The 20,000-nt window shown below is 44.2% G+C and carries 21 protein-coding genes; 4 read left to right on the top strand and 17 right to left on the bottom strand.

Features of this window, described 5'->3' with window-relative positions:
* Window positions 1-82 precede the first annotated feature (82 nt).
* From HMPREF9441_RS10045 to mtaB, 4 genes are all read right to left on the bottom strand, one after another.
* Window positions 83-790 carry an SAM-dependent methyltransferase gene (locus HMPREF9441_RS10045; RefSeq protein WP_008620777.1) on the bottom strand — a complete coding sequence of 236 codons (708 nt, stop codon included), beginning with the start codon at window positions 788-790 and terminating at the stop codon, window positions 83-85.
* Window positions 790-1,773 (bottom strand): gliding motility protein GldB-related protein, encoded by a 984-nt coding sequence (locus HMPREF9441_RS10040; RefSeq protein WP_009388874.1) that lies wholly within the window; start codon window positions 1,771-1,773, stop codon window positions 790-792. Before HMPREF9441_RS10040 ends, HMPREF9441_RS10045 begins: the two co-directional genes overlap by 1 nt.
* 122 nt (window positions 1,774-1,895) lie before the next feature.
* Complete coding sequence (locus HMPREF9441_RS10035; RefSeq protein ID WP_008620774.1) at window positions 1,896-2,912, bottom strand: glycosyltransferase family 2 protein; 1,017 nt, start codon at window positions 2,910-2,912, stop codon at window positions 1,896-1,898.
* An 18-nt stretch (window positions 2,913-2,930) separates the two neighbouring features.
* On the bottom strand, window positions 2,931-4,274 hold the full coding sequence (mtaB, locus tag HMPREF9441_RS10030) for a tRNA (N(6)-L-threonylcarbamoyladenosine(37)-C(2))-methylthiotransferase MtaB (RefSeq protein ID WP_008620772.1): 1,344 nt from the start codon (window positions 4,272-4,274) through the stop codon (window positions 2,931-2,933).
* Between the two features lie 250 nt (window positions 4,275-4,524).
* Here mtaB and HMPREF9441_RS10025 point away from each other — a divergent pair, with 250 nt between their 5' ends.
* Entirely contained in the window at window positions 4,525-4,740 is a 216-nt protein-coding gene (locus HMPREF9441_RS10025) for a PG1828 family lipoprotein (RefSeq protein WP_008620771.1), read from the top strand.
* A 186-nt stretch (window positions 4,741-4,926) separates the two neighbouring features.
* Here HMPREF9441_RS10025 and rplI read toward each other — a convergent pair whose 3' ends face one another.
* The 3 genes from rplI to rpsF are packed head-to-tail and all read right to left on the bottom strand — an operon-like array spanning window position 4,927 to window position 6,003.
* On the bottom strand, window positions 4,927-5,373 hold the full coding sequence (gene rplI, locus HMPREF9441_RS10020) for a 50S ribosomal protein L9 (protein ID WP_008620769.1): 447 nt from the start codon (window positions 5,371-5,373) through the stop codon (window positions 4,927-4,929).
* An 18-nt stretch (window positions 5,374-5,391) separates the two neighbouring features.
* Window positions 5,392-5,661, bottom strand: a complete 270-nt coding sequence (rpsR, locus tag HMPREF9441_RS10015; RefSeq protein WP_172604765.1) for a 30S ribosomal protein S18 — start codon at window positions 5,659-5,661, stop codon at window positions 5,392-5,394.
* Window positions 5,662-6,003: a 30S ribosomal protein S6 gene (gene rpsF / locus HMPREF9441_RS10010; protein WP_008620765.1), complete on the bottom strand. Its 342-nt coding sequence runs from the start codon at window positions 6,001-6,003 to the stop codon at window positions 5,662-5,664.
* A 225-nt stretch (window positions 6,004-6,228) separates the two neighbouring features.
* Between rpsF and HMPREF9441_RS10005 the strand changes: the two genes are divergently transcribed.
* Window positions 6,229-6,675, top strand: coding sequence for a MarR family winged helix-turn-helix transcriptional regulator (locus tag HMPREF9441_RS10005; protein WP_008620763.1), 447 nt, complete (start codon window positions 6,229-6,231; stop codon window positions 6,673-6,675).
* A 103-nt stretch (window positions 6,676-6,778) separates the two neighbouring features.
* Window positions 6,779-6,955 carry a hypothetical protein gene (locus HMPREF9441_RS19065; RefSeq protein ID WP_230315489.1) on the top strand — a complete coding sequence of 59 codons (177 nt, stop codon included), beginning with the start codon at window positions 6,779-6,781 and terminating at the stop codon, window positions 6,953-6,955.
* Between the two features lie 52 nt (window positions 6,956-7,007).
* Here HMPREF9441_RS19065 and rprY read toward each other — a convergent pair whose 3' ends face one another.
* The 3 genes from rprY to HMPREF9441_RS09985 all read right to left on the bottom strand — a co-directional run bounded on the left by rprY (window position 7,008) and on the right by HMPREF9441_RS09985 (window position 11,782).
* The gene (rprY, locus tag HMPREF9441_RS09995; RefSeq protein WP_008620761.1) at window positions 7,008-7,712 is read right to left on the bottom strand and encodes a response regulator transcription factor RprY; all 705 of its coding nucleotides are present in this window, start codon (window positions 7,710-7,712) and stop codon (window positions 7,008-7,010) included.
* A 5-nt stretch (window positions 7,713-7,717) separates the two neighbouring features.
* The gene (locus HMPREF9441_RS09990) at window positions 7,718-9,271 is read right to left on the bottom strand and encodes a sensor histidine kinase (RefSeq protein WP_008620760.1); all 1,554 of its coding nucleotides are present in this window, start codon (window positions 9,269-9,271) and stop codon (window positions 7,718-7,720) included.
* A gap of 351 nt (window positions 9,272-9,622) precedes the next feature.
* Window positions 9,623-11,782 (bottom strand): elongation factor G, encoded by a 2,160-nt coding sequence (locus HMPREF9441_RS09985; protein ID WP_008620759.1) that lies wholly within the window; start codon window positions 11,780-11,782, stop codon window positions 9,623-9,625.
* Between the two features lie 170 nt (window positions 11,783-11,952).
* On the opposite strand from HMPREF9441_RS09985, the gene hemW reads away from it, so the two are divergent.
* Window positions 11,953-13,143: a radical SAM family heme chaperone HemW gene (hemW, locus tag HMPREF9441_RS09980; protein ID WP_008620757.1), complete on the top strand. Its 1,191-nt coding sequence runs from the start codon at window positions 11,953-11,955 to the stop codon at window positions 13,141-13,143.
* On the opposite strand, the gene HMPREF9441_RS09975 is transcribed toward hemW, so the two are convergent.
* The 7 genes from HMPREF9441_RS09975 to coaE form a co-directional block, all read right to left on the bottom strand.
* Window positions 13,144-13,842, bottom strand: coding sequence for a DUF4827 domain-containing protein (locus HMPREF9441_RS09975; protein ID WP_008620755.1), 699 nt, complete (start codon window positions 13,840-13,842; stop codon window positions 13,144-13,146).
* A 24-nt stretch (window positions 13,843-13,866) separates the two neighbouring features.
* Window positions 13,867-14,904, bottom strand: coding sequence for a DHH family phosphoesterase (locus tag HMPREF9441_RS09970; RefSeq protein ID WP_008620752.1), 1,038 nt, complete (start codon window positions 14,902-14,904; stop codon window positions 13,867-13,869).
* 58 nt (window positions 14,905-14,962) lie between these two features.
* Window positions 14,963-17,080: a ComEC/Rec2 family competence protein gene (locus HMPREF9441_RS09965; protein WP_009388873.1), complete on the bottom strand. Its 2,118-nt coding sequence runs from the start codon at window positions 17,078-17,080 to the stop codon at window positions 14,963-14,965.
* Window positions 17,081-17,125: 45 nt separating this feature from the next.
* Window positions 17,126-17,776, bottom strand: a complete 651-nt coding sequence (rpe, locus tag HMPREF9441_RS09960; protein ID WP_008620748.1) for a ribulose-phosphate 3-epimerase — start codon at window positions 17,774-17,776, stop codon at window positions 17,126-17,128.
* A 294-nt stretch (window positions 17,777-18,070) separates the two neighbouring features.
* Window positions 18,071-18,664 (bottom strand): RNA polymerase sigma factor, encoded by a 594-nt coding sequence (locus HMPREF9441_RS09955; protein WP_008620744.1) that lies wholly within the window; start codon window positions 18,662-18,664, stop codon window positions 18,071-18,073.
* A 204-nt stretch (window positions 18,665-18,868) separates the two neighbouring features.
* Window positions 18,869-19,315 carry a DUF5606 family protein gene (locus HMPREF9441_RS09950; protein ID WP_008620743.1) on the bottom strand — a complete coding sequence of 149 codons (447 nt, stop codon included), beginning with the start codon at window positions 19,313-19,315 and terminating at the stop codon, window positions 18,869-18,871.
* 85 nt (window positions 19,316-19,400) lie between these two features.
* The gene (gene coaE / locus HMPREF9441_RS09945; protein WP_008620742.1) at window positions 19,401-20,000 is read right to left on the bottom strand and encodes a dephospho-CoA kinase; all 600 of its coding nucleotides are present in this window, start codon (window positions 19,998-20,000) and stop codon (window positions 19,401-19,403) included.

Raw genomic sequence — 20,000 nt, 5'->3', positions numbered from 1 at the left:
CCAAACGAAAAATCAATCTCAGGAGATTGAAAAACGAATCTCCTGAGATTGATTTTTTATTCTAAAGAAGTCATTCCTGCCCCTACTTGTAAATCAAGAATATGGCCGGAACCTTGGATAAATCCGGAAGAGAATGTTTCTTCCATTCCTGTACCGTTCGTGTTCTTATATACTCTTCTTTACAAGTTATGCCTGCCGCCACACAAAGACGGGTCTGTGGACGGCATGTCCGAAGAATCTCCTCGAACATCTTGGCATTACGGTAAGGTGTCTCGATGAACAACTGGGTCTGATGTTCCGTATATACCCGCTGTTCCAACATTTTAATACGTTTGGTCCGTTCAGCCGGGTCTATCGGCAGGTAACCGTTGAAAGCAAAACTCTGCCCGTTGAAGCCGGACGCCATCACGGCTAAAATCATGGAAGACGGCCCCACCAAAGGAATGACCCGCAGTCCCTTACGTTGGGCAATGGCCACCACATCGGCTCCCGGGTCGGCCACAGCCGGACAACCGGCCTCCGAAATCACACCGACCGGCATCCCTTGTTCCAAAGGGTGCAGATAGGACGCAAACGCTTCCGGAGAGGCGTGCTTCCCCATGGCGTAAAAAGTCAACTCATCTATATTGATGTCTCGATCCACCTTTTTCAGAAAACGGCGGGCCGAACGCAAATCCTCCACGATGAAATGTCTGATGTTCCGGATAACCTCAGTATTATAATCCGGCAAAACCTGTGAATGAGGTGTATCCCCCAACGTGACAGGTATCAAATAAAGTGCTGGTTCCATTACTTTTTGTTTGCTGACGGATGATACCCCGACTCACGGAGAATCTTTTCATAATCATTCTCATGAAGCAATTCACCGATCGTCACCCGGGGATGTGATTTCATATAATGGTCTATGATTTGCAAGCCCAACCACAAACCTATCTGATCCGGGCTGTCCTTCCCGATATAAGGCGTAGTTCCACGAGGCTCCATGAAAAGCCTGATCATCGTCAAATCTGCAGAAGTCAGAACACCATGCCCCATTAGCCAATTCCATACTTCTGTTTCGTTCTCCTTGTACCAAAGCACGCGTTCTTCTTCAAAACCTGCTTCTTGCTCCAAAGAGATATTCCGGCAATGCGCAATCACCCAATGTATCTTCCCGTAATCTGCGATATAATCCAACAAGGTATGCACCTTATCGTCCGGCAAAGGATATTCATGGGACAGATAATAGAACAAAGCATCCGACACCAACCAACTTCGATCCATTACCCGACGCTGATAATCATGATAATATTTGCGGTACAAAGGATAGTCACGCCCCAAATACTTGTCCAGACTGATACCCAACAAGCTGTCGCCCACCACAATACTTTGATTCAAACCGGATATCTGAGTATACATAAACGGTATACGGAAACTGGGGTCAGCCTTCTTGACTTGCTCGAATACCGAAGAGATTTCTGCTTCCTCCACATTCAAATCCGTGTACTCATCATGCACGTCTTCCAACAACACCTGCATAGTGGAGTCAAGATAATACTCCCGCAAACGCTGTTCGATACGCGGTTCCTGTACGGCTCCGATAGCCAACACCTCTTCTATAAGCAACCGTGTCGCAGCCGGGTATTCCGTATTCATACGCTGGAGAGAAGTGAAACTATTCAAGGAAACGAATTCATCAACCAAACGGTCATAACGGAATATTTTTTCTCCTTTATCCGACTGGCTATCCGTCCACCAGGGAACGGAACTCCACCGACAAGAAGAAAAAAACATAGTCAGACCTATTAAAATCAATAAAACTCGCTTCAAAACTTATTATTCGTTAAATACGCATACAAATATACAAACAAATACATTAATCACAAACTATTTTACTAAAAAAAGCAAAAAGAAAACTATATATGGGGCAAATCGGAGTATTTATGACGATTTTGGAAATAGTAAGCCCACAAAATACTAAACCGAGCCTGTTCCGGAATCGGATTCACGACCATACGGGACAGATTTTCCTTCCGGGAGGCCCGAAAATCTTTCTTTTGCTTTCTGAAATCAGCCCTCGCCCGAAATACAGCCTGAAAAGACCGTCTCTCTCCTTTCAGCAAAAATTGGAGAGCTGCCAGTCTGTCCAGCCAAAAACGACAACGCATGACCGTACTTAAACGTTCATCCGGCAGATTCTTATAAAGCATATAAAGGTTATTCCGGAAATTCAAATAGGTCTTATTCGGGCTTTCCTTGGGCAACGTGCCTCCCCCTACATGATAAACCACAGCCGACGGTATACAAACGATATCGTATCCGCGACTGCGTAATCGCCAACAAAAATCTATCTCCTCCATGTGGGCAAAAAAACGGGCATCCAAACCTCCGACTTCATGATAAACGGCACTACGTACCATCAAAGCGGCTCCGGTGGCCCAAAAAACAGGTGCCACAGTATCGTATTGCCCCTCATCGGTTTCCACCGTATTCATTATACGCCCCCTGCAATACGGATAGCCCCAAGCATCCATGTATCCTCCTGCCGCTCCCGCATACTCAAACTTATCCGGTGCATGCCAACTTAAGATTTTGGGTTGGCAGGCTGCTACCTCCGGATGAGTATCCAAATACTGCAACATGGGAGAAATCCAATCGTCTTTCACCTCCACGTCCGAATTCAACAAAACAAAATATTCGGCCTCAATCTGTGCCAAAGCCCGGTTATACCCCTCGGCAAAACCATAATTCCGTTCCAATAAGATTGTTTTCACTGCAGGAAAATCCACAGAAAGAAGCTCCAACGACTTATCCGTAGAAGCATTGTCGGCCACATATATCTCTGCCTGTGTATGAGCCAGCACACCAGGCAAAAAGCGACGAAGCATTTCTTCTCCGTTCCAATTTAAAATGACTACAGCCACTTTGTCCATATCCTTCCCCTCCTACTATTATAATAAGGTGGCACGCAAAGCCGATCTGTCTGCATTAAAATCTCCCAAACGTACACGGACAATCTGATTGTCCAGATTCCCTTCGACAGGCAATTCCACCCGGATATAGTTGGCCGTAAAGCCATGCATCACTCCTTCCGTTCGGGACCTTTCCAACAGGACCTCGGCCTCGGTTCCGATGTAACGCCGATAAAACGCTTCCCATTTCGCATCAGACAGCTCCAATAGCCGTTGGCTACGTCGATGTTTCTCCTCAGGCGAAACGGAATGTTCTATTTTCAGAGCCATCGTTCCGGGACGCTCCGAATAACTGAACACATGCAACTGACTCACATCCAACGAACGAATGAATTCGAATGCTTCTTCAAAACACTCCTCTGTCTCGCCCCTTGTACCTACAATCACGTCCACACCGACAAAGGCATCAGGCATCAGTTCCTTCACACGTGATATCTTCTCTGCAAAAAAATTTGTAGTATAACGGCGACGCATAAGCTTCAACACTTCATCACTACCGCTTTGCAATGGTATATGAAAATGAGGCATAAACGCACGCGACTCTGCACAATAAGCTAATACTTCCTCTGTCAGCAAATTGGGTTCGATGGAAGATATACGATAACGGGCTATGCCTTCCACCCTATCAAGCGCTTTCACCAAATCCAAAAAGCTCTCGCCGGTGGTCTTACCGAAATCTCCGATATTCACTCCGGTCAACACTATTTCACGGCCGCCCTCCGATGCTGCTTGTTCTGCTTGACGAACCAATGAGGCTATGCTACCGTTACGGCTACGCCCACGAGCGTATGGAATCGTACAATACGTACAATAGTAATCGCATCCGTCTTGCACCTTCAGAAAATAACGTGTCCGGTCGCCACATGAACAGGAAGGGACAAATGTATGTATATCTTTCGTAGGTACTGTGTAAGCCTCGTGCTCCGCATCAGCTAGTTTACGTTCTGCCGGCAACAAGGGCAAACGTTCCTCTAAATAACGCAATATATCTCCTTTCTGTTCTGCCCCTAAAACCAGATCCACTCCGTCGATGGCAGAAACCTGCTCCGGTTTAAGTTGAGCATAACAGCCCGTCACCACTACAAAGGCACCGGGATGTTGTCTCACCAACTTGTGAATAGCCTGCCGACATTTATGATCGGCGACCTCTGTCACCGAACAAGTATTCACCACACAAATATCGGCACGTTCTCCGGCTCGCACCGTCCTCACTCCCATCTCCTTCAACAAACGCCCTATTGTAGAAGTCTCTGCAAAATTCAACTTACAGCCTAACGTAAAATATACGGCTTTCTTCCCCTCAAAAACGGATGCTTCTGTCATATCATCTATAGTATAATCCAATCTTAATCACTGTTCTAACCGCAAAGTTACATAATTCTATGGAATAGCACACAGAGAACCTCGAAAAATTAACAGTACATAAAATATTGATTCATTGCAACTTATATAAGTCTTAAAAAATAAGTATCAAAAAAAAGAGGGCAAAGTGTACAACATATCAAAAAAGTATATACCTTTGCAATGTTTTAATAAGCAATTGATTGTTTTACAGATTTAAAAAAGCAAAAAAATGAAAAAGTTAGCATTTTTGTTCGTAGCTTTCGCAGCTATTTCTTTCGCATCTTGCGGTAACAAAACTTCTCAGGCTGAAACTGCAGCAGATACTGACACTGTAGCTGTAGAAGAAGAAATCGTAGAAGTTGATTCTGTAGTTGCTGATAGCGCTGCCGCTGATGCTGCTGTAGTTGCTGATAGCGCTGCTGCTGAAGCTCCTGCTGCTGAATAATTCAGTACAGATACGAACTAAAAGGAACAAGAGATCATACGCGAGTATGGTCTCTATTTTTTTATACCGATTCCTTATTTTCGGAATCTATCTCTTTTAGCACGATAAATCTGATTAATAAAAAAGGGGAACACCCTTCATTGGATATTCCCCCTATAAATAACACACAATATAAATAGCCCTTAATTAAGCTTCTTCCGCTACGACCTCAAAAGGTATCTCAACAGAAACTTCCTTATGCAATTTTACAGTAGCATGATATGAACCCACTTCCTTCACATCTTTCACTACAATAATCTTACGGTCAATATCAAAACCAAGCTTCTTCAACTCGTCTGCAATCTGCAAACTGTTTACCGAGCCATAGATGACACCCGTAGCACTCACCTTAGTAGGAATAGTCAAAGCAACCTCAGCCAACTTATCAGCCAATGCCTGAGCCTCATTCTTGATTTTCTCCAACTTATGAGCACGCTGCTTCAAATCCTCAGCCAACATTTTCTTGGCAGAATCGGAAGCAATCACAGCCTTACCGGTAGGAATAAGGTAGTTACGACCGTAACCTGACTTTACGTCTACAATATCATTCTTGTAGCCCAAGCCTATAATATCTTCTTTCAATATAATTTCCATGCTTACTCCTCCTTATTATTATTTCATCATATCTGTTACAAATGGAAGAAGTGCCAAATGACGGGCTCTCTTGACAGCCTGTGCTACACGACGCTGATACTTCAAGGAAGTACCTGTAATGCGACGGGGCAAAATCTTACCCTGCTCATTCAAGAATTTCTTCAAGAATTCGGGATCCTTATAGTCAATGTACTTAATACCGCTTTTTTTGAAACGACAGTACTTTTTCTTCTTCACGTCTACGGTCGGCGGAGTCAAATATCTGATTTCTGATTGCTGTGCCATGATTTAATCCTCCTTTTTTGATTTGTTATTTCTTCTCTTCTCAGCGTATTCTGCTGCATACTTCTCCATTTTGATAGTCAAAAAGCGAAGTACTTTCTCATCACGACGGAAATTGACTTCCAAAGTTTTAATCACTTCAGGCTGTGCCTTGAACTCCATAAGGATATAAAAACCCGTGGATTTCTTTTCAATGGCGTAAGCCAATTTCTTCAGGCCCCAGTTCTCTTCATTGATAATCTCTGCACCATTGTCAGTGAGGATTCCTCTGAACTTGTTGACCGCTTCCTTCATCTGATCGTCAGATAAAACGGGAGTTAAAATGAAAACGGTTTCGTATTGATTCATAATCCGTTAAATAAATAATTAATAATGTTTTTGCAAAAATGCGGTGCAAAATTACGCTTTTCTCTGCTATTATGCAAATTTTCCAGACCTTAATTCCAATCAAAGCCTTAAAAAAGAGGAGCTGGAAAAGCAGTAGCCTGAAGCTTTAAAGAAATTTAATAAGCTTACACAGCCGCAATCTATAATAAATATCATACCTTTGTATGGTCGAACAATCTGAAGGACATGAGCGAACAATTCAATTTCGATATAAAATTAATCTTTGCCATCCTGAACGGGAAGGTGTCGGCTGCAATCAACCGTAAGCTCTACCGTAACTTCCGGCAGTATAATGTAGACATTACTCCGGAACAATGGACGGTGTTGCTGTATCTATGGGAAAAAGACGGTGTCACGCAACAAGAATTGTGTAACGCCACTTTCAAGGACAAACCGAGTATGACACGGCTGATCGACAATATGGAGCGTCTGAATCTCGTTGTCAGAATATCCGGAAAAACAGACCGGAGAATCAATCTGATTCATCTGACCAAGACTGGACGGGATTTGGAAGAGAAATCGAGATTTATCGCCAACAAGACCCTGAAAGAGGCTCTGCGCGGCCTCAGTGTGGAAGAATTAAGCATAAGCCAGGAAGTTTTAAGAAAAGTGTTTTTAAACACAAAAGATTAAAATGCTCCTTTCCCGTCTTTTTTTCTATGAAAAGTTTCGGAGTTTAAATAATTATGCTTTAATTTGTAGGCTGAATGGAGAAAAACATAAAAAGAAACATACAATGAATAATTTTTTAAAGAATTTGGGTATTCTCTTAATCGTTCTGGGAACTGCGGTATTGGTTCTAAGTTATGTGTGCAACTGGCTTGATTATAACTGGCCTAACGGTATAGCTTTATTGGCTATTGTGGTCGGTATTATCGTCCACATTGTCATGAACAAGAAAATACAAGATTAAGAGGTATAAAAAATGGCCCCGGATATCCTCAAGGAAATCCGGGGCCTCTATCTTATTCCTCTTCTGTTGTGGGGATAATCAGACGATAGCCTTTTCCATGGACGTTGTTGATCTCGATGGAAGGATCGTCTTTCAGATGCTTGCGCAATTTTGTGATATACACATCCATGCTCCGTGCATTGAAATAGTTGTCATCAATCCAAATCGTCTTCAAAGCCAGTTCACGCTGTAATACATCATTGGCATGTGCACAAAGCAATGAAAGCAACTCGCTCTCCTTGGTTGTCAACTTGGTCTGCTTGTCACCGATAGCCAAAATCTGCCGTTGCGTATCGAAAGTGAAACGACCTAGTTTATACATATTCGTTTCTTTTACTTTCTTGCCTCTCACACGGCGTAAGATGGCCTCCATACGGAATACCAGTTCTTCCATCGAAAAAGGTTTGGTGATGTAGTCGTCAGCCCCTATTTTAAATCCGTCGAAAATATCCTCCTTCAGGTTCTTGGCCGTCAGGAATATGATAGGTATTTCAGCATTGACCTGCCGGATTTCCTGTGCCAACTGGAATCCATCCTTTTTAGGCATCATAACGTCCAACACACACATTTCATAACGGTTCTTCAAGAAGGCCTTGTAACCGGCATCTCCGTCCGGAAACAGTTCCGCCTCATACCCCTTGGCCTGTAAATACTCTCTCAGCAACATGCCCAGGCTCTCATCGTCCTCGCATAATAATATTCGCAATTTTTCTTCCATAATTCTTATTTTTTTATTGTTGGTAATGTGATTATAAATTTCGTTCCATGACCGTATTCGCTTTCTGCATGTATCACGCCATTCTGTAGCCCCACGATCTTCTTGACGTAGGCCAGTCCTAAACCGAAACCTTTAACGTCATGTTTATTGCCGGTATGCACACGATAAAACTTATCGAAAATCCTCTTCAAATCATCTTTCTGTATGCCTATGCCGTTATCTTCTATTGAAATATTGATCTTGTCCCCCGTATTCCATGTCCGAAGAGTCAAATGCAGTTCCACATCATCACGCTTATATTTGACTGCATTGTCCATCAAATTGAATATCACATTCGTAAAGTGCATCTCATCCACATAAATCTCCGCCTGTTCGGCTTTGAAATCAGACGATATGCTTCCTCCATTCTGCGACACCTTCAAAGTAAACGTCTTAATGACTCCCGCCAATAACTGATGTGCATCCAACTCTTTCTGCTTAAAAGCTATGTTATCTCTGTCGTACAAAGACATTTGCAATACTTTTTCCACCTGAAAACGCAAACGTTTGGTCTCATCGTTAATGACCCGTGAAAGATTCTCGTACATCGCCTCACTCTTCTTTATCGACTGGTCGCTCAGCATCTGGGCTGCCAATGAAATAGACGAGATCGGGGTCTTGAATTCATGCGTCATATTGTTGATGAAGTCATTTTTCATTTCCGTCACCTTTTTCTGGCGGAATATCACATATATCGTAAAGACAAAAGTGACAAACAGAATGATGGTAAAGGCCAATGCCGGAATCATCATCCGTGCCGTTTCCAGCAAATAGGAGTTCATATCCGGAAAATGAATCCTCACAATGCCGATTTTACCCGCAGGATCATTACGGAACAAGACCTGGGAATATGAATAGTCTTTCCCTTTCTCTTCGTAGTCCGGGCAACGGTATACTTCTCGTCCGTCATTGGTAGCCACCGTGAAATGATAAGGAATACTGATTCCATTATTTTCAAGCGCATTACGGATGTCCTGATCCAGCAATTTGAAATTAATCCGCTCTTCCAGAGGTTTCTCACTCGCTTTATACAAGATAGTGTATATTACTTCATCAAGCAAACCCTTATGATATACATACGCATTCTTCACATACTCCTGAAACGACCTGGTGGCCTCGTCAATCGAATTATTACGCTCGATACGCAACACTTTCGGCATAGTAGAAGGATGCTTCACTATCGTATGCAATTCGAAATCGGAATATATCTTTTCACCTCCGTGTGCAGCTCCTACCCCGTTGCTCGCATCTGCGGTACCGACTGCCCCTCCCATATAAAGCTTGGGCAAAGAATCCGAACTCGGGCTTAAATTGTCCCGCGTAAAGTTCTCCAGATAACGAAACGTCTCGTTCTGCTCCAAGTTACGGGATGCCTGATTCAGACTACGAACTACGGATTCGTCAAATTGCTCCTTCCGCATCTTCACCATCTGCTCGATGTAGCGCATCTGCAACAAAAGAAGTCCCAAAAACGAAACTCCGATAATTACACTTACTATCCAGATTGTAGACCTTTTCATATCAGCAAATATACATATCGAAAACGGGCATTAAGCTCATAAAAACTTATTCCTTCATTGAATTTAACGTTATTAACAATAAAGCAGCATAAAACGATTTATACAAGCAAATAAGGATTGCTTTATCTTAAAAACGAGCGATTCTATGGCCAACAGAAGGATATCCGTATATATTCCTCAAACGAAGCCTCTCACATGTCCTATAGATAAGTTTTTTATTGTGCGGCAAACGAAAAATCATTTGGCTGTGATTGATTTTTCGTTTGGCGCAGAAAAAATCCCGCCTTTCAACTTACTTGTTCACCCAAGCAAAAAAGTCGAAAAGCGGGATACCTTCAGTAGCTTAGTTTATTATTCTTCTTTATCTTGTTTAGCTTCAAAATCCTTAATCAGTTTCTCCTGTACGTCTGCCGGTACCAATTCGTAGCTGGCAAACGACATGATGAAAGAGGCACGACCACCGGTAATGGAACTTAAAGAGGTGCAATAATTAGACATCTCTTTCAACGGCACTTTAGCCACAAGTTTCTCATAACCGTTCTCGCTGGTCATCCCCATAATCATACCGCGGCGTCCTTGCAAATCGCTCATCACATCGCCCATCTTGTCGCTGGGAACAAAGACCTCCACATCGTAAATAGGCTCCAAAATCTTCGGACCGGCCTCTTTAAACGCCATGCTGAAAGCGTTGCGCCCGGCCAACATAAAAGAAATCTCATTGGAATCTACGGGATGCATCTTTCCGTCATACACGATGACACGGACATCACGGGCATAACTACCCGTCAACGGGCCTTGTTCCATACGCTGCATCACACCTTTCAGAATAGCCGGCATGAAACGGGCATCGATGGCACCGCCCACCACGGAGTTGATAAAGACGAGCTTGCCGCCCCACTCCAAGGGTACTTCTTCCTTGCTACGCGCATTAATCCGGAATTCTTGTCCGTTGAAACGATATACTTCCGGATCGGGCATACCTTCATAATAGGGTTCCACAATCAAATGCACTTCGCCGAACTGCCCCGCTCCTCCCGACTGTTTCTTATGACGGTAGTCGGCACGCGCAGCCTTCGTAATAGTCTCACGATAAGGGATACGAGGTTCTTCGAACTTGATGGCTATCTTCTCATTATTTTCCATACGCCACTTCAACGTGCGTAAATGGAATTCCCCTTGTCCGTGTACCAGTATCTGACGCAATTCTTTGCTCTGCTCCACTACCCACGTAGGATCTTCCTCACGCATACGGTTCAAGGCATTCATCATCTTCTCAGTCTCTGCCTCGTTCACGGCCTTTACCGCACGGGTATATTTCGGATTGGGGTATTTGATGAAGTTGAAGCGATTCTCACTATTTTTATCATTCAACGTATTTCCCGTCTTCACATCCTTCAGCTTCACCGTGCAACCGATATCTCCGGCCACCAGTTCTTCAACCTTGATACGGTTGGCACCGGCACAAACGAACAACTGCGACATGCGTTCTTTCGACCCGCGGTCGGCATTGTTCAAATCATCACCTTCATGCACCTTACCACTCATCACCTTGAAATACTGTACCTCGCCGATATGAGGTTCTACGCCGGTCTTGAAGAAATAAAGTGAAGTCGGACCGTCCGCATCGGGAGTCACCTCCATACCTCTGGTATTATGCACTTTGGGCATCTCGCTGACGAAAGGCACGACATTGCCCAAAAATTCCATCAAGCGCCGTACCCCCATATCCTTTCCCGCACAAACACAGAACACCGGGAACATCCCCCGTGCTGCCAATCCCTTGCGGATGCCCTCACGCATCTCGTCTTCGGTCAGCGTTTCGCTCTCAAAGAACTTCTCCATCAATGTTTCGTCGTTCTCGGCAGCGGCCTCGACCAATACCTTGTGCATCTCCATGGCCTTCTCTTTCTGGTCTTCCGGGATTTCCTCTATCGTCGGTTCTCCACCTTCAGGCCCCCAGGAGTATTTCTTCATCAGCAACACGTCAATCAAGGCATTGAAGTCCGGCCCCGTTTTTATAGGATACTGTACCGGAACAACCTTGTTACCGTAAATAGAAGTCAACTGCTCCAATATGGCATCGTAATCGCACTTTTCGTCGTCCAACTGGTTTACCAGAAAAATCACGGGTTTACCTAACTTTTCCGTATATCTGAAATGATTCTGCGTCCCGACTTCCGCACCGTATTGCCCGTTCAGCAACAACACGGCCGTATCCGTCACATTCAGTGCCGTCAACGCCGCACCCACAAAATCATCCGAACCCGGACAGTCTATGATATTCAGTTTCTTATTGTTCCATTCCACATGATATACTGTGGAAAAAACCGAATAACCGTATTCCTGCTCCACCGGAAAATAGTCGCTCACTGTGTTTTTCGCCGTGATTCTGCCACGACGTTTTATCAACCCGCTTTCATAGAGCAAGGCTTCTGTGAGTGTTGTTTTACCGGAACCATCATTTCCCAACAGGGCTATGTTTTTAATCTCGTTTGTTTGATATACTTTCATCGTGTAACATTTAAAGGTAACAACTAAACGGCACGAAATTTAGCAATAAAATCCCACACAGCCAACGATTCCGTGATTTTGTTAATTATGTTTTTAAACATAGTCCGCTTTATTGGGCTATTTTTACCCCTTTCACTACCTTTGCACCACAGTTTTACACCTTATTATATATGGCCGGAATTTACATCCATATTCCATTCTGTACAAGCCGTTGTGTATATTGCGACTTTTATTCCACAACATACGGGGAAAAAGACAAAGCTTACATAAGTGCCCTGACGAACGAATTGCGTTTAAGGGCAAATTACTTGCAACAAGACGGGCAAATGCCCGTAATTGAAACGATATATATAGGAGGCGGGACCCCTTCTACGCTCGATACGTCTTTACTCGAACCTATCTTCGAAGTACTATACCGAACGTACCACGTGTCCGACCGGGCAGAAATTACCATCGAGGCCAATCCGGACGACCTCACTCCACAAAAAATCAAATCACTGCGCACTCTGCCCGTCAATCGGCTAAGCATGGGGGTGCAGACATTCGACGATGGTAAGCTGCGTTTGCTCCACCGCCGACATAACGGGGAGCAAGCCATCCGCGCAGTACATGACTGTCAGGATGCCGGATTCGACAACATCAGCATCGACTTGATTTACGGCCTTCCGGCACAATCCCTTCGCGAATGGGAAACGGACGTGAACACAGCACTTTCCTTGAACGTACAACATATTTCGGCATACGCACTCATCTACGAAGAAGGCACACCGCTTTGGGAAATGCGCAAACGGCATGTCGTGGAAGAAGCTGACGAAGAACTAAGCCTGGAAATGTTCAGTCTTTTAATGTACCGGCTCGAAAATGCCGGTTTCGAGCATTATGAAATCTCCAATTTTGCCCGCCCGGGCCTCCGCTCCCGACATAATTCCAGTTACTGGAAAGGCATTCCTTATCTGGGATGCGGCCCTTCGGCTCATTCTTTCGACGGACGTAACCGACAATGGAACCATCCGGATCTGAACGTCTATATAGACCAAGTAGGGAAATGCCTTTCCTCTGAAGACTTCAACCACGCACCATGGATAGAGCAGGAAGAGCTGAATCTGTACGAAAGATACAATGACTGCATCATCACTTCCTTGCGTACGTCCGACGGACTGAATCTGAGCGAATTGAAACGAAAATTCGGCCAACCATTAACGGATTACTGCCTGCAAGCTGCCGCTGTCCACCTGAGAAACGGACAGCTCGAAATTACGGAAAAAAAAGAGCAAGCCCCCGAAGGCTTGCTCAAACTGACACGCCGGGGAATCTTTCTTTCCGACGGCATTATGAGTGATTTGCTTTACGTTCCAGACTGACTAATTCCTCATCTCCTGATAAGTGATTTCATAAAAACAGGGGTATACATTGGAAGAAGCATCACTATGCCCCTGTGAATGCGGTACAATGAGACGTACTTTGGCTATTTCTTCATCTGCATTGATTTGACGACCGATATTGATATAGGTTAAAGGAACCAGCCACCCCGCAGGCACTGCTTTCGAACCGTAATACTGATACATCGCCCCGCCCCCGTTCACTGACGTATTGAAAGAAGCGGTAAAGGTGCCGTAAGTATCCGTCACATCCATGATATCAGGATTCGTCTGCCAATAAGCCGAATTGTTCGTAGTCTGCACGGAATCTCTCAATATATTGAACTCCGTATAACGGCAAATGATGCGCTTTTGCTGGCCGTTCTTCATCTTTTCACCCGCCCCTTTACGTACAATCTGCATATACACACCGGTATTCTCAAAGACTACGTATTCGTTTCTTTCGAGATTGGTCGTACTGTCTTGGGCATAAAACTCCCCTTCGGAAATCGTATTGATTTTACCGACATGAATCAACTCTTCCCCATCGCTCAAACGAATCACAACATCGCGGTTCAGAAAAGCCGAAATGGCATCACGCTCTTTCTCCCGTTGTTCGGCGTAGGTTTCTCCATTATCACAACTCTGCAATCCCCCTCCTACACCTAACAGAGCAAACAAAATATAAACAATCTTTCTCATATTTAGTTTTTTATAAATCACATTTTATCTATCTGTCAATAGAGAAGCATATTTCTTCAAAGCTTTGCGGACAATCTGTACGGCCTCATCCATCGTACAAGAAAGTTCCCCGCCCGAAGCATTCAAATGCCCCCCGCCATTGAAGAACTCCGCCGCCATCCGGTTACAAGGAAAATCATCCACAGAACGCAAAGACACACGGATATTATGACGTTCGGTATCTTCACGCAGGAATACCGAAAGACGGGATTTTCCGATTTGGAGCGGTATATTCACGAAACCCTCCGTATCGCCTTTCTTATGCGAAAACCGTTTCTGTTCTTCTCTTGTCAAAGTCATCAATGAAGCATGATATTCCGGAAAATACTCCAGTTTGACATATAGCATATACCCCATCAGCCTAAAACGCTCGGCTGAGTAATTGAAAAACACATTGCGGTATATCTTGTCTTTGTCGATGCCTTTTGTCAGTAAGCGGCCTATAATATAATAAATATCGCTGCGATTGGAATTATAGGAAAAACAACCGGTATCCGTCATCATTCCGGTGTAAAGACATACCGCTTCTTCGTATGTCATCGGATCCAAGCCCTCCAACTGCACCAATATACGATAAAGCAATTCACACGTCGAACTCATCTCCTGCCGAGAAACGACCCAATCACAAAAGTCTACAGGATCAAGATGATGGTCTATCATGATCTTAGGAGACTGGGAATCCGTTACGGGTTTCTGTAACCCCTGTAAACGATCGGGGGCGTTGAAATCCAAACAAATAATCAAGTCGGCAGCCGCTACCAAAGGAGCCACTTCGTTTTCATGTTTCTCATAGATACGGACACGTTCCACTCCGGGCATCCATTTCAAGAAATCAGGAAAGATATTCGGTACCACGGGCTGAGCATTCTTGCCTTTTCGCCAAAGGAAATGAGAAAAAGCCAAAACAGCCCCCATTGCATCCCCGTCGGGAGACACATGACAAGTTACAATGATATTGTGTGCCTTATCCAACAACGTACACAAATGTTGCACGTCAACTTCGGACAAGAGATTATCCAACATATAAAAATCGTATTACGGTTTATAATTTACAAATATACTATAAAAAGTCTGCTATTCCTCAATTTAAAGCAACTTTTAACGCTCCTTTGACTTCCATGTCATAGAAATTCCAACCTAATCTGCTACATTCTTGAATATAACGCTTCCTGTCACCTCGCCACAAGGAAGCATCCAGCACCACACAACGGGGATTGAACAAACGGGACAGTTCATGCAGACTGCCATGATAGCCGCGACAAACATAAAGAAAATCAACCTCAGCCCGATGCATGCCTTTTATCCCATCCCAGCGGTTATCCGTAAGCATCAAAAAGGAGATGCCGTTCCTACCCGCCACCAAGCCATGTACGGAAGAAATGTAATTATCCCTAAAATCACCGGTCACGACCACGGGTACGTCCGAAAGTTTCTTTTCCCAAAAGGATTCCGAGATATAAGACATACGCTCTCTCACACTATCCTCTTCAGTCGAAAACAAATAAGAGCGTTCTGATGAATAAATCACGTGAACAGACGGACAAGAAGAGTGATTATAAAACACGATTTCCGGTCGGATCCTGCAAAACTGCCTGTTTACAGCAAAGGCACACAAAGTCAATATCACACTCATAAGTCCGAATTGTACCCGTCGGGTATAAGAGCGGCAGAAAGGCATCACCCAAACACACAATACCACATAGCACCATACCGTAAACCATAGTGACCAATCCGTATGGATCACCGCATACGGCCACTCCATCATCGCACGCAGACAATCATTTTGCCACGTGCCCAACCGGGCAATCCACCATGCACAAACTGTTGTACCGATACCGGTAATCCCAGATAATAATATCAGAGGCATCCCATAAATCAATAGTGCCGTTAAAGGAGATATTACCAAAGTCGCCCATGCCGAATAAAACGAAAATGTACCGAAACGATAAGCCACCAAAGGAACGGTGAACAACTGCGCTGCGAATGACACCAACAAACTTTGAAAAATCCACCTCACATAACGCCATCGCATCAACGGCAACTCCTGAAACCGGGGACATATCGTCAGAATACCGAACATGGCTAAAAAAGATAGTTGAAAGCCCACATCATAGAACCATAAAGGATTGATGCACAACATCAACACCGCACTCATGGCTAAAGAATTAACTGAAAATCCCGAACGGCCGACCAAAGAACCGGCCAACATCAAGGAATACATCAGTGCCGCCCTCACAAGAGAAGGAGGCAAACCGGCCAAAAAGGTATACCCCCAAACCAGTACCGTAGCAAGCATCGCCCCCAGTAGCCGCAAATAGCGCCTCCTACAATAGTTCAGTATAAATAAATTCAACATCGCTACCAAAAAGCCAAGATGCATGCCAGACAGAGCCAACACATGACTGACACCGACTCCCGCATAAATATCCTTTAACTCATCCGACAGTCCCGACTTTTCCCCTAAAGTCAAAGCTGCAAACAAGTCCAAAGCCTCACCCTGCAAACCGGTATTACGATATACCTCCAATATTCTATCTCGCCATAACAGAGCTTTGATGCGCAAATCTACCCCCAAAGAAAGATGCCGTTCCTTATCCTCATATCCATGGATTCGTTTCCAACGCTCCTTTCCGATGAATACACGGCCTGATATACCTTTCACGGCCAAATATTCCGCATAATCGAACTCTTCCGGATTACCTTTGTTTTTCGGTCTCCGGATACGCCCCTTAAAAACCAACTCATCTCCCGTACGCAAAGTTTCCGCCAAAGAATCCCGCGAGAAAGTCAACCATAATTTACCGGTTTGCCTCACAGAAGAACCGTCGTCTCCGGCCACCAACATAGCCTCTGCCCCTACCGTACGGGATGAAATCTGAGGAGTATTCAACAATATGGCATGATATTCACGTTCCTCATCCGTCCAAACCCCACGTAGGTTCTCCCACGCATAAAAGGAACGCCACAATCCGAAAAAGAAAAACAGAAAACAAACAGAAACACCGAAAGACACGTAGCTTCTCAACTCACCATGACAAGCACGCCGATGCAACGAATATATACCTGCCCACAAACACCAACCACCGCTTAGCAATACTCCTATGGAAAGAAAAAGTCCGGCCCAACCGCTACTTTCCGCATATTGCCACAACAATCGTCCCAGCCACAAACCGGGAAGAAGCGGAACAGCCAGCCTCACAAAAGGGTATTTCCGCCAAGATTCCGAACAATCTCCAGTCAGCGTTTACAAATTTTTCAAAACACGAATCTCTTCTATGGCATCTGCCGCATGAAAAACAGCACTTCCCGCTACCAACACATCCGCACCGGCCTCGACCAACAACCGTCCCGTATCACGGTTCACCCCACCATCTACCTCTATCAAGGCTTTCGACCGGCTTCCGTCTATCATACGGCGCAATTCCCGCACTTTATCTAATGTATGGGGAATAAATGTCTGGCCTCCGAATCCCGGATTGACAGCCATCAACATAACGATGTCCACATCCTCGATGATATCTGTCAAAGACGAAACAGGAGTGGCCGGATTCAATGTCACTCCGGCTTTCATACCGGTCTCCTTGATTTGCTGTACTACACGATGTAAATGCGGACAAGCCTCTACATGTACATTCATGGAATAAGCCCCCAAAGCTTTCACCTCATTCAGAAACTTTTCCGGTTGCACAATCATCAGATGCACATCCAGCGGCTTCTCACACAAACGAGCCACATACTTCAAAACAGGAAAACCGAAAGAAATATTGGGAACAAACACACCATCCATGATGTCGATATGCAACCAATCGCATTCACTACGATTAATCATGTCCATTTCCGATTTCAGGTTCCCGAAATCGGCGGACAACAGGGAAGGAGCCACAAAATGCTTCATAGTACATATATTTTAAATACGTATATATGCACAAAGTTATATTAAATATCCTATATGCGCAAGCAAGCACACTGTAAAATATGCCACCTTACTTCAAAATCATTCTGGCAAACTCACCGTCTGCAAATTCCAATTCTTTATAACTGCGTGCGAATAGCTTCAGAAAAGCAATAGTCCGCCGCGACGGTCGCTGCATTCCATTAGGTATAGTTATATCCATAAGCTGTCAGGTTACTTAAATCTGCTATTATAACGCTCTGACCGCTTATTTAGTATATCGCAGGATAGTTATTTTTAAGAAATAGCCAAATGAAGTTCCTTTTTCACCGCCATCTTACGTAAGTTCAACAAAGCATAACGCATACGGCCTAAAGCCGTATTGATACTTACCCCTGTTATATCTGCAATTTCCTTAAAAGACAATTCCTGATAATACCTCATGAAAACCACTTCTTTCTGGTTTTGGGGCAAGTGTTCTACCAACAGTTTCACATCATCAAGCACCTGTTCCCGCACCATTTTGGATTCCACATTCGTTTCAGCCAATTTGATGTCATTGAACAAATCATACTCCACTTCATCGTTAGACACACAATTCTCATTGCGGGTCTGCCTGAAATAATCAATAATCAAATTATGGGCAATGCGGGTAATCCATGCCTGAAACTTGCCATTTTCCACATAACGTCCCTGCTGAATAGTCACCACAGCTTTCATAAACGTTTCCTGGAATATATCATCAGCCACATCTTGATTGTGCACAATAAAAAAGATATAAGAAAAAATCTTCTCTTCATATCTCTCCAACAAGATGTCAAAAGCACTATTATTACCTCCGGCATACAGTTTAACCAACATTTCGTCAGTCAAATTTGCAAAACTCTCCATCCTTCTTTATTTTATAGTTAAGTAAGAGTATTCCGATAGGCAATAAACGTTTAATAATTAATAAATGAGTTAACCGGATGCAAATAAAAGAAGAAATTTGGAATTACACAAATTTACGGGCAAAAATTATTCTCTGTTTAAAAAAACAGGGGGAAAACACATCCATGCCCTCCCCTGTTATTTGTACATTCTATACCTTTAGATTTATTCCTGTTCTGCCCGGTCGGATATATGGTCTCCCTCCGTAGGAGCCAAAACCTCGTCAAAATCCGTCATACCGGCCTTGACCAACAAATTATACCAGCTTACCAACTTCTTGATATCGGCAGGATAAACGCGGTCACGATCATAATTAGGCAATATCTCTGCAAAATAAGAAGCCAGTTCCTCACGTGAAGCCTTTTTATAATCAAAAGCAGAAAGCTGACCCTTCTCTTTTTTCTTCAGACTATTCAAAACTTCTCTCAAAGGCACTTCACCCTCATCCGTATACATGGCTATATCTGCCAGGGAAATTACCTTATCGGTAGCAAAAGCCGGCATACGTTTCTTCACCTCGTCCAGCGTTTCTACAATCAAACTACGGTTTCCACGCGAAACCAACTTATACAAACCGGGTTTTCCGGAAATAGCCAAAATCGTTTCTAACATATTCAGGTTTATATTTTATTTTTCAAAACAAATGCAAAGATAGCCCTTCACCTACTTTTTTTCAAAATCTTCTTTCTAAAAAAGCTTAATCTTCACGCAGCCGCCCCCTGTCAATCTTCACCCATATATCTCTTAAGGCACCCTCCACATCCGAGCCCCCATCATTATTTATAATATAATGCGCCCGTCTGCAACGCTCTTCGTCCGACATCTGGGCTGCCATACGCGCTTTTACCTGAGCTTCGGAAGCCCCGTCGCGTTTCATGACACGCTCCAAGCAAACTCTTTCCGGAGCACGTACCAACAAGACTTCATCCACCAAACGGTCGAAACCGGACTCGTAAAGAATGGCACATTCCATAACGACCAACGGTCCGTCCTGCTTATCCACCCATTGCAGGAAATCATCCTGCACCACCGGATGTACAAGCCGGTTGATACGCTCTGCATGGAGCGGAGAGGCAAATAAATATGAAGCTATCCGTTCACGGTTCAATGTCCCGTCCGGCATATAAGCCCGCTCTCCGACCCAATCCACCAATCCCCGGCGAATGGTTGCAGATTCCATCATCAAACGCTTTGCCTCCTTATCCGTATCATATACGGGAATATGCCGACGACGTAATAAATCCGCCACATAACTTTTCCCGCAACCAATACCCCCCGTAAGACCAACCTTAATCAT

The sequence above is a fragment of the Paraprevotella clara YIT 11840 genome, assembly GCF_000233955.1.
GTDB lineage: Bacteria > Bacteroidota > Bacteroidia > Bacteroidales > Bacteroidaceae > Paraprevotella > Paraprevotella clara.
Note: the sequence above shows the minus strand (reverse complement) of the source record. Positions and strands in the feature narration are given on the sequence as shown.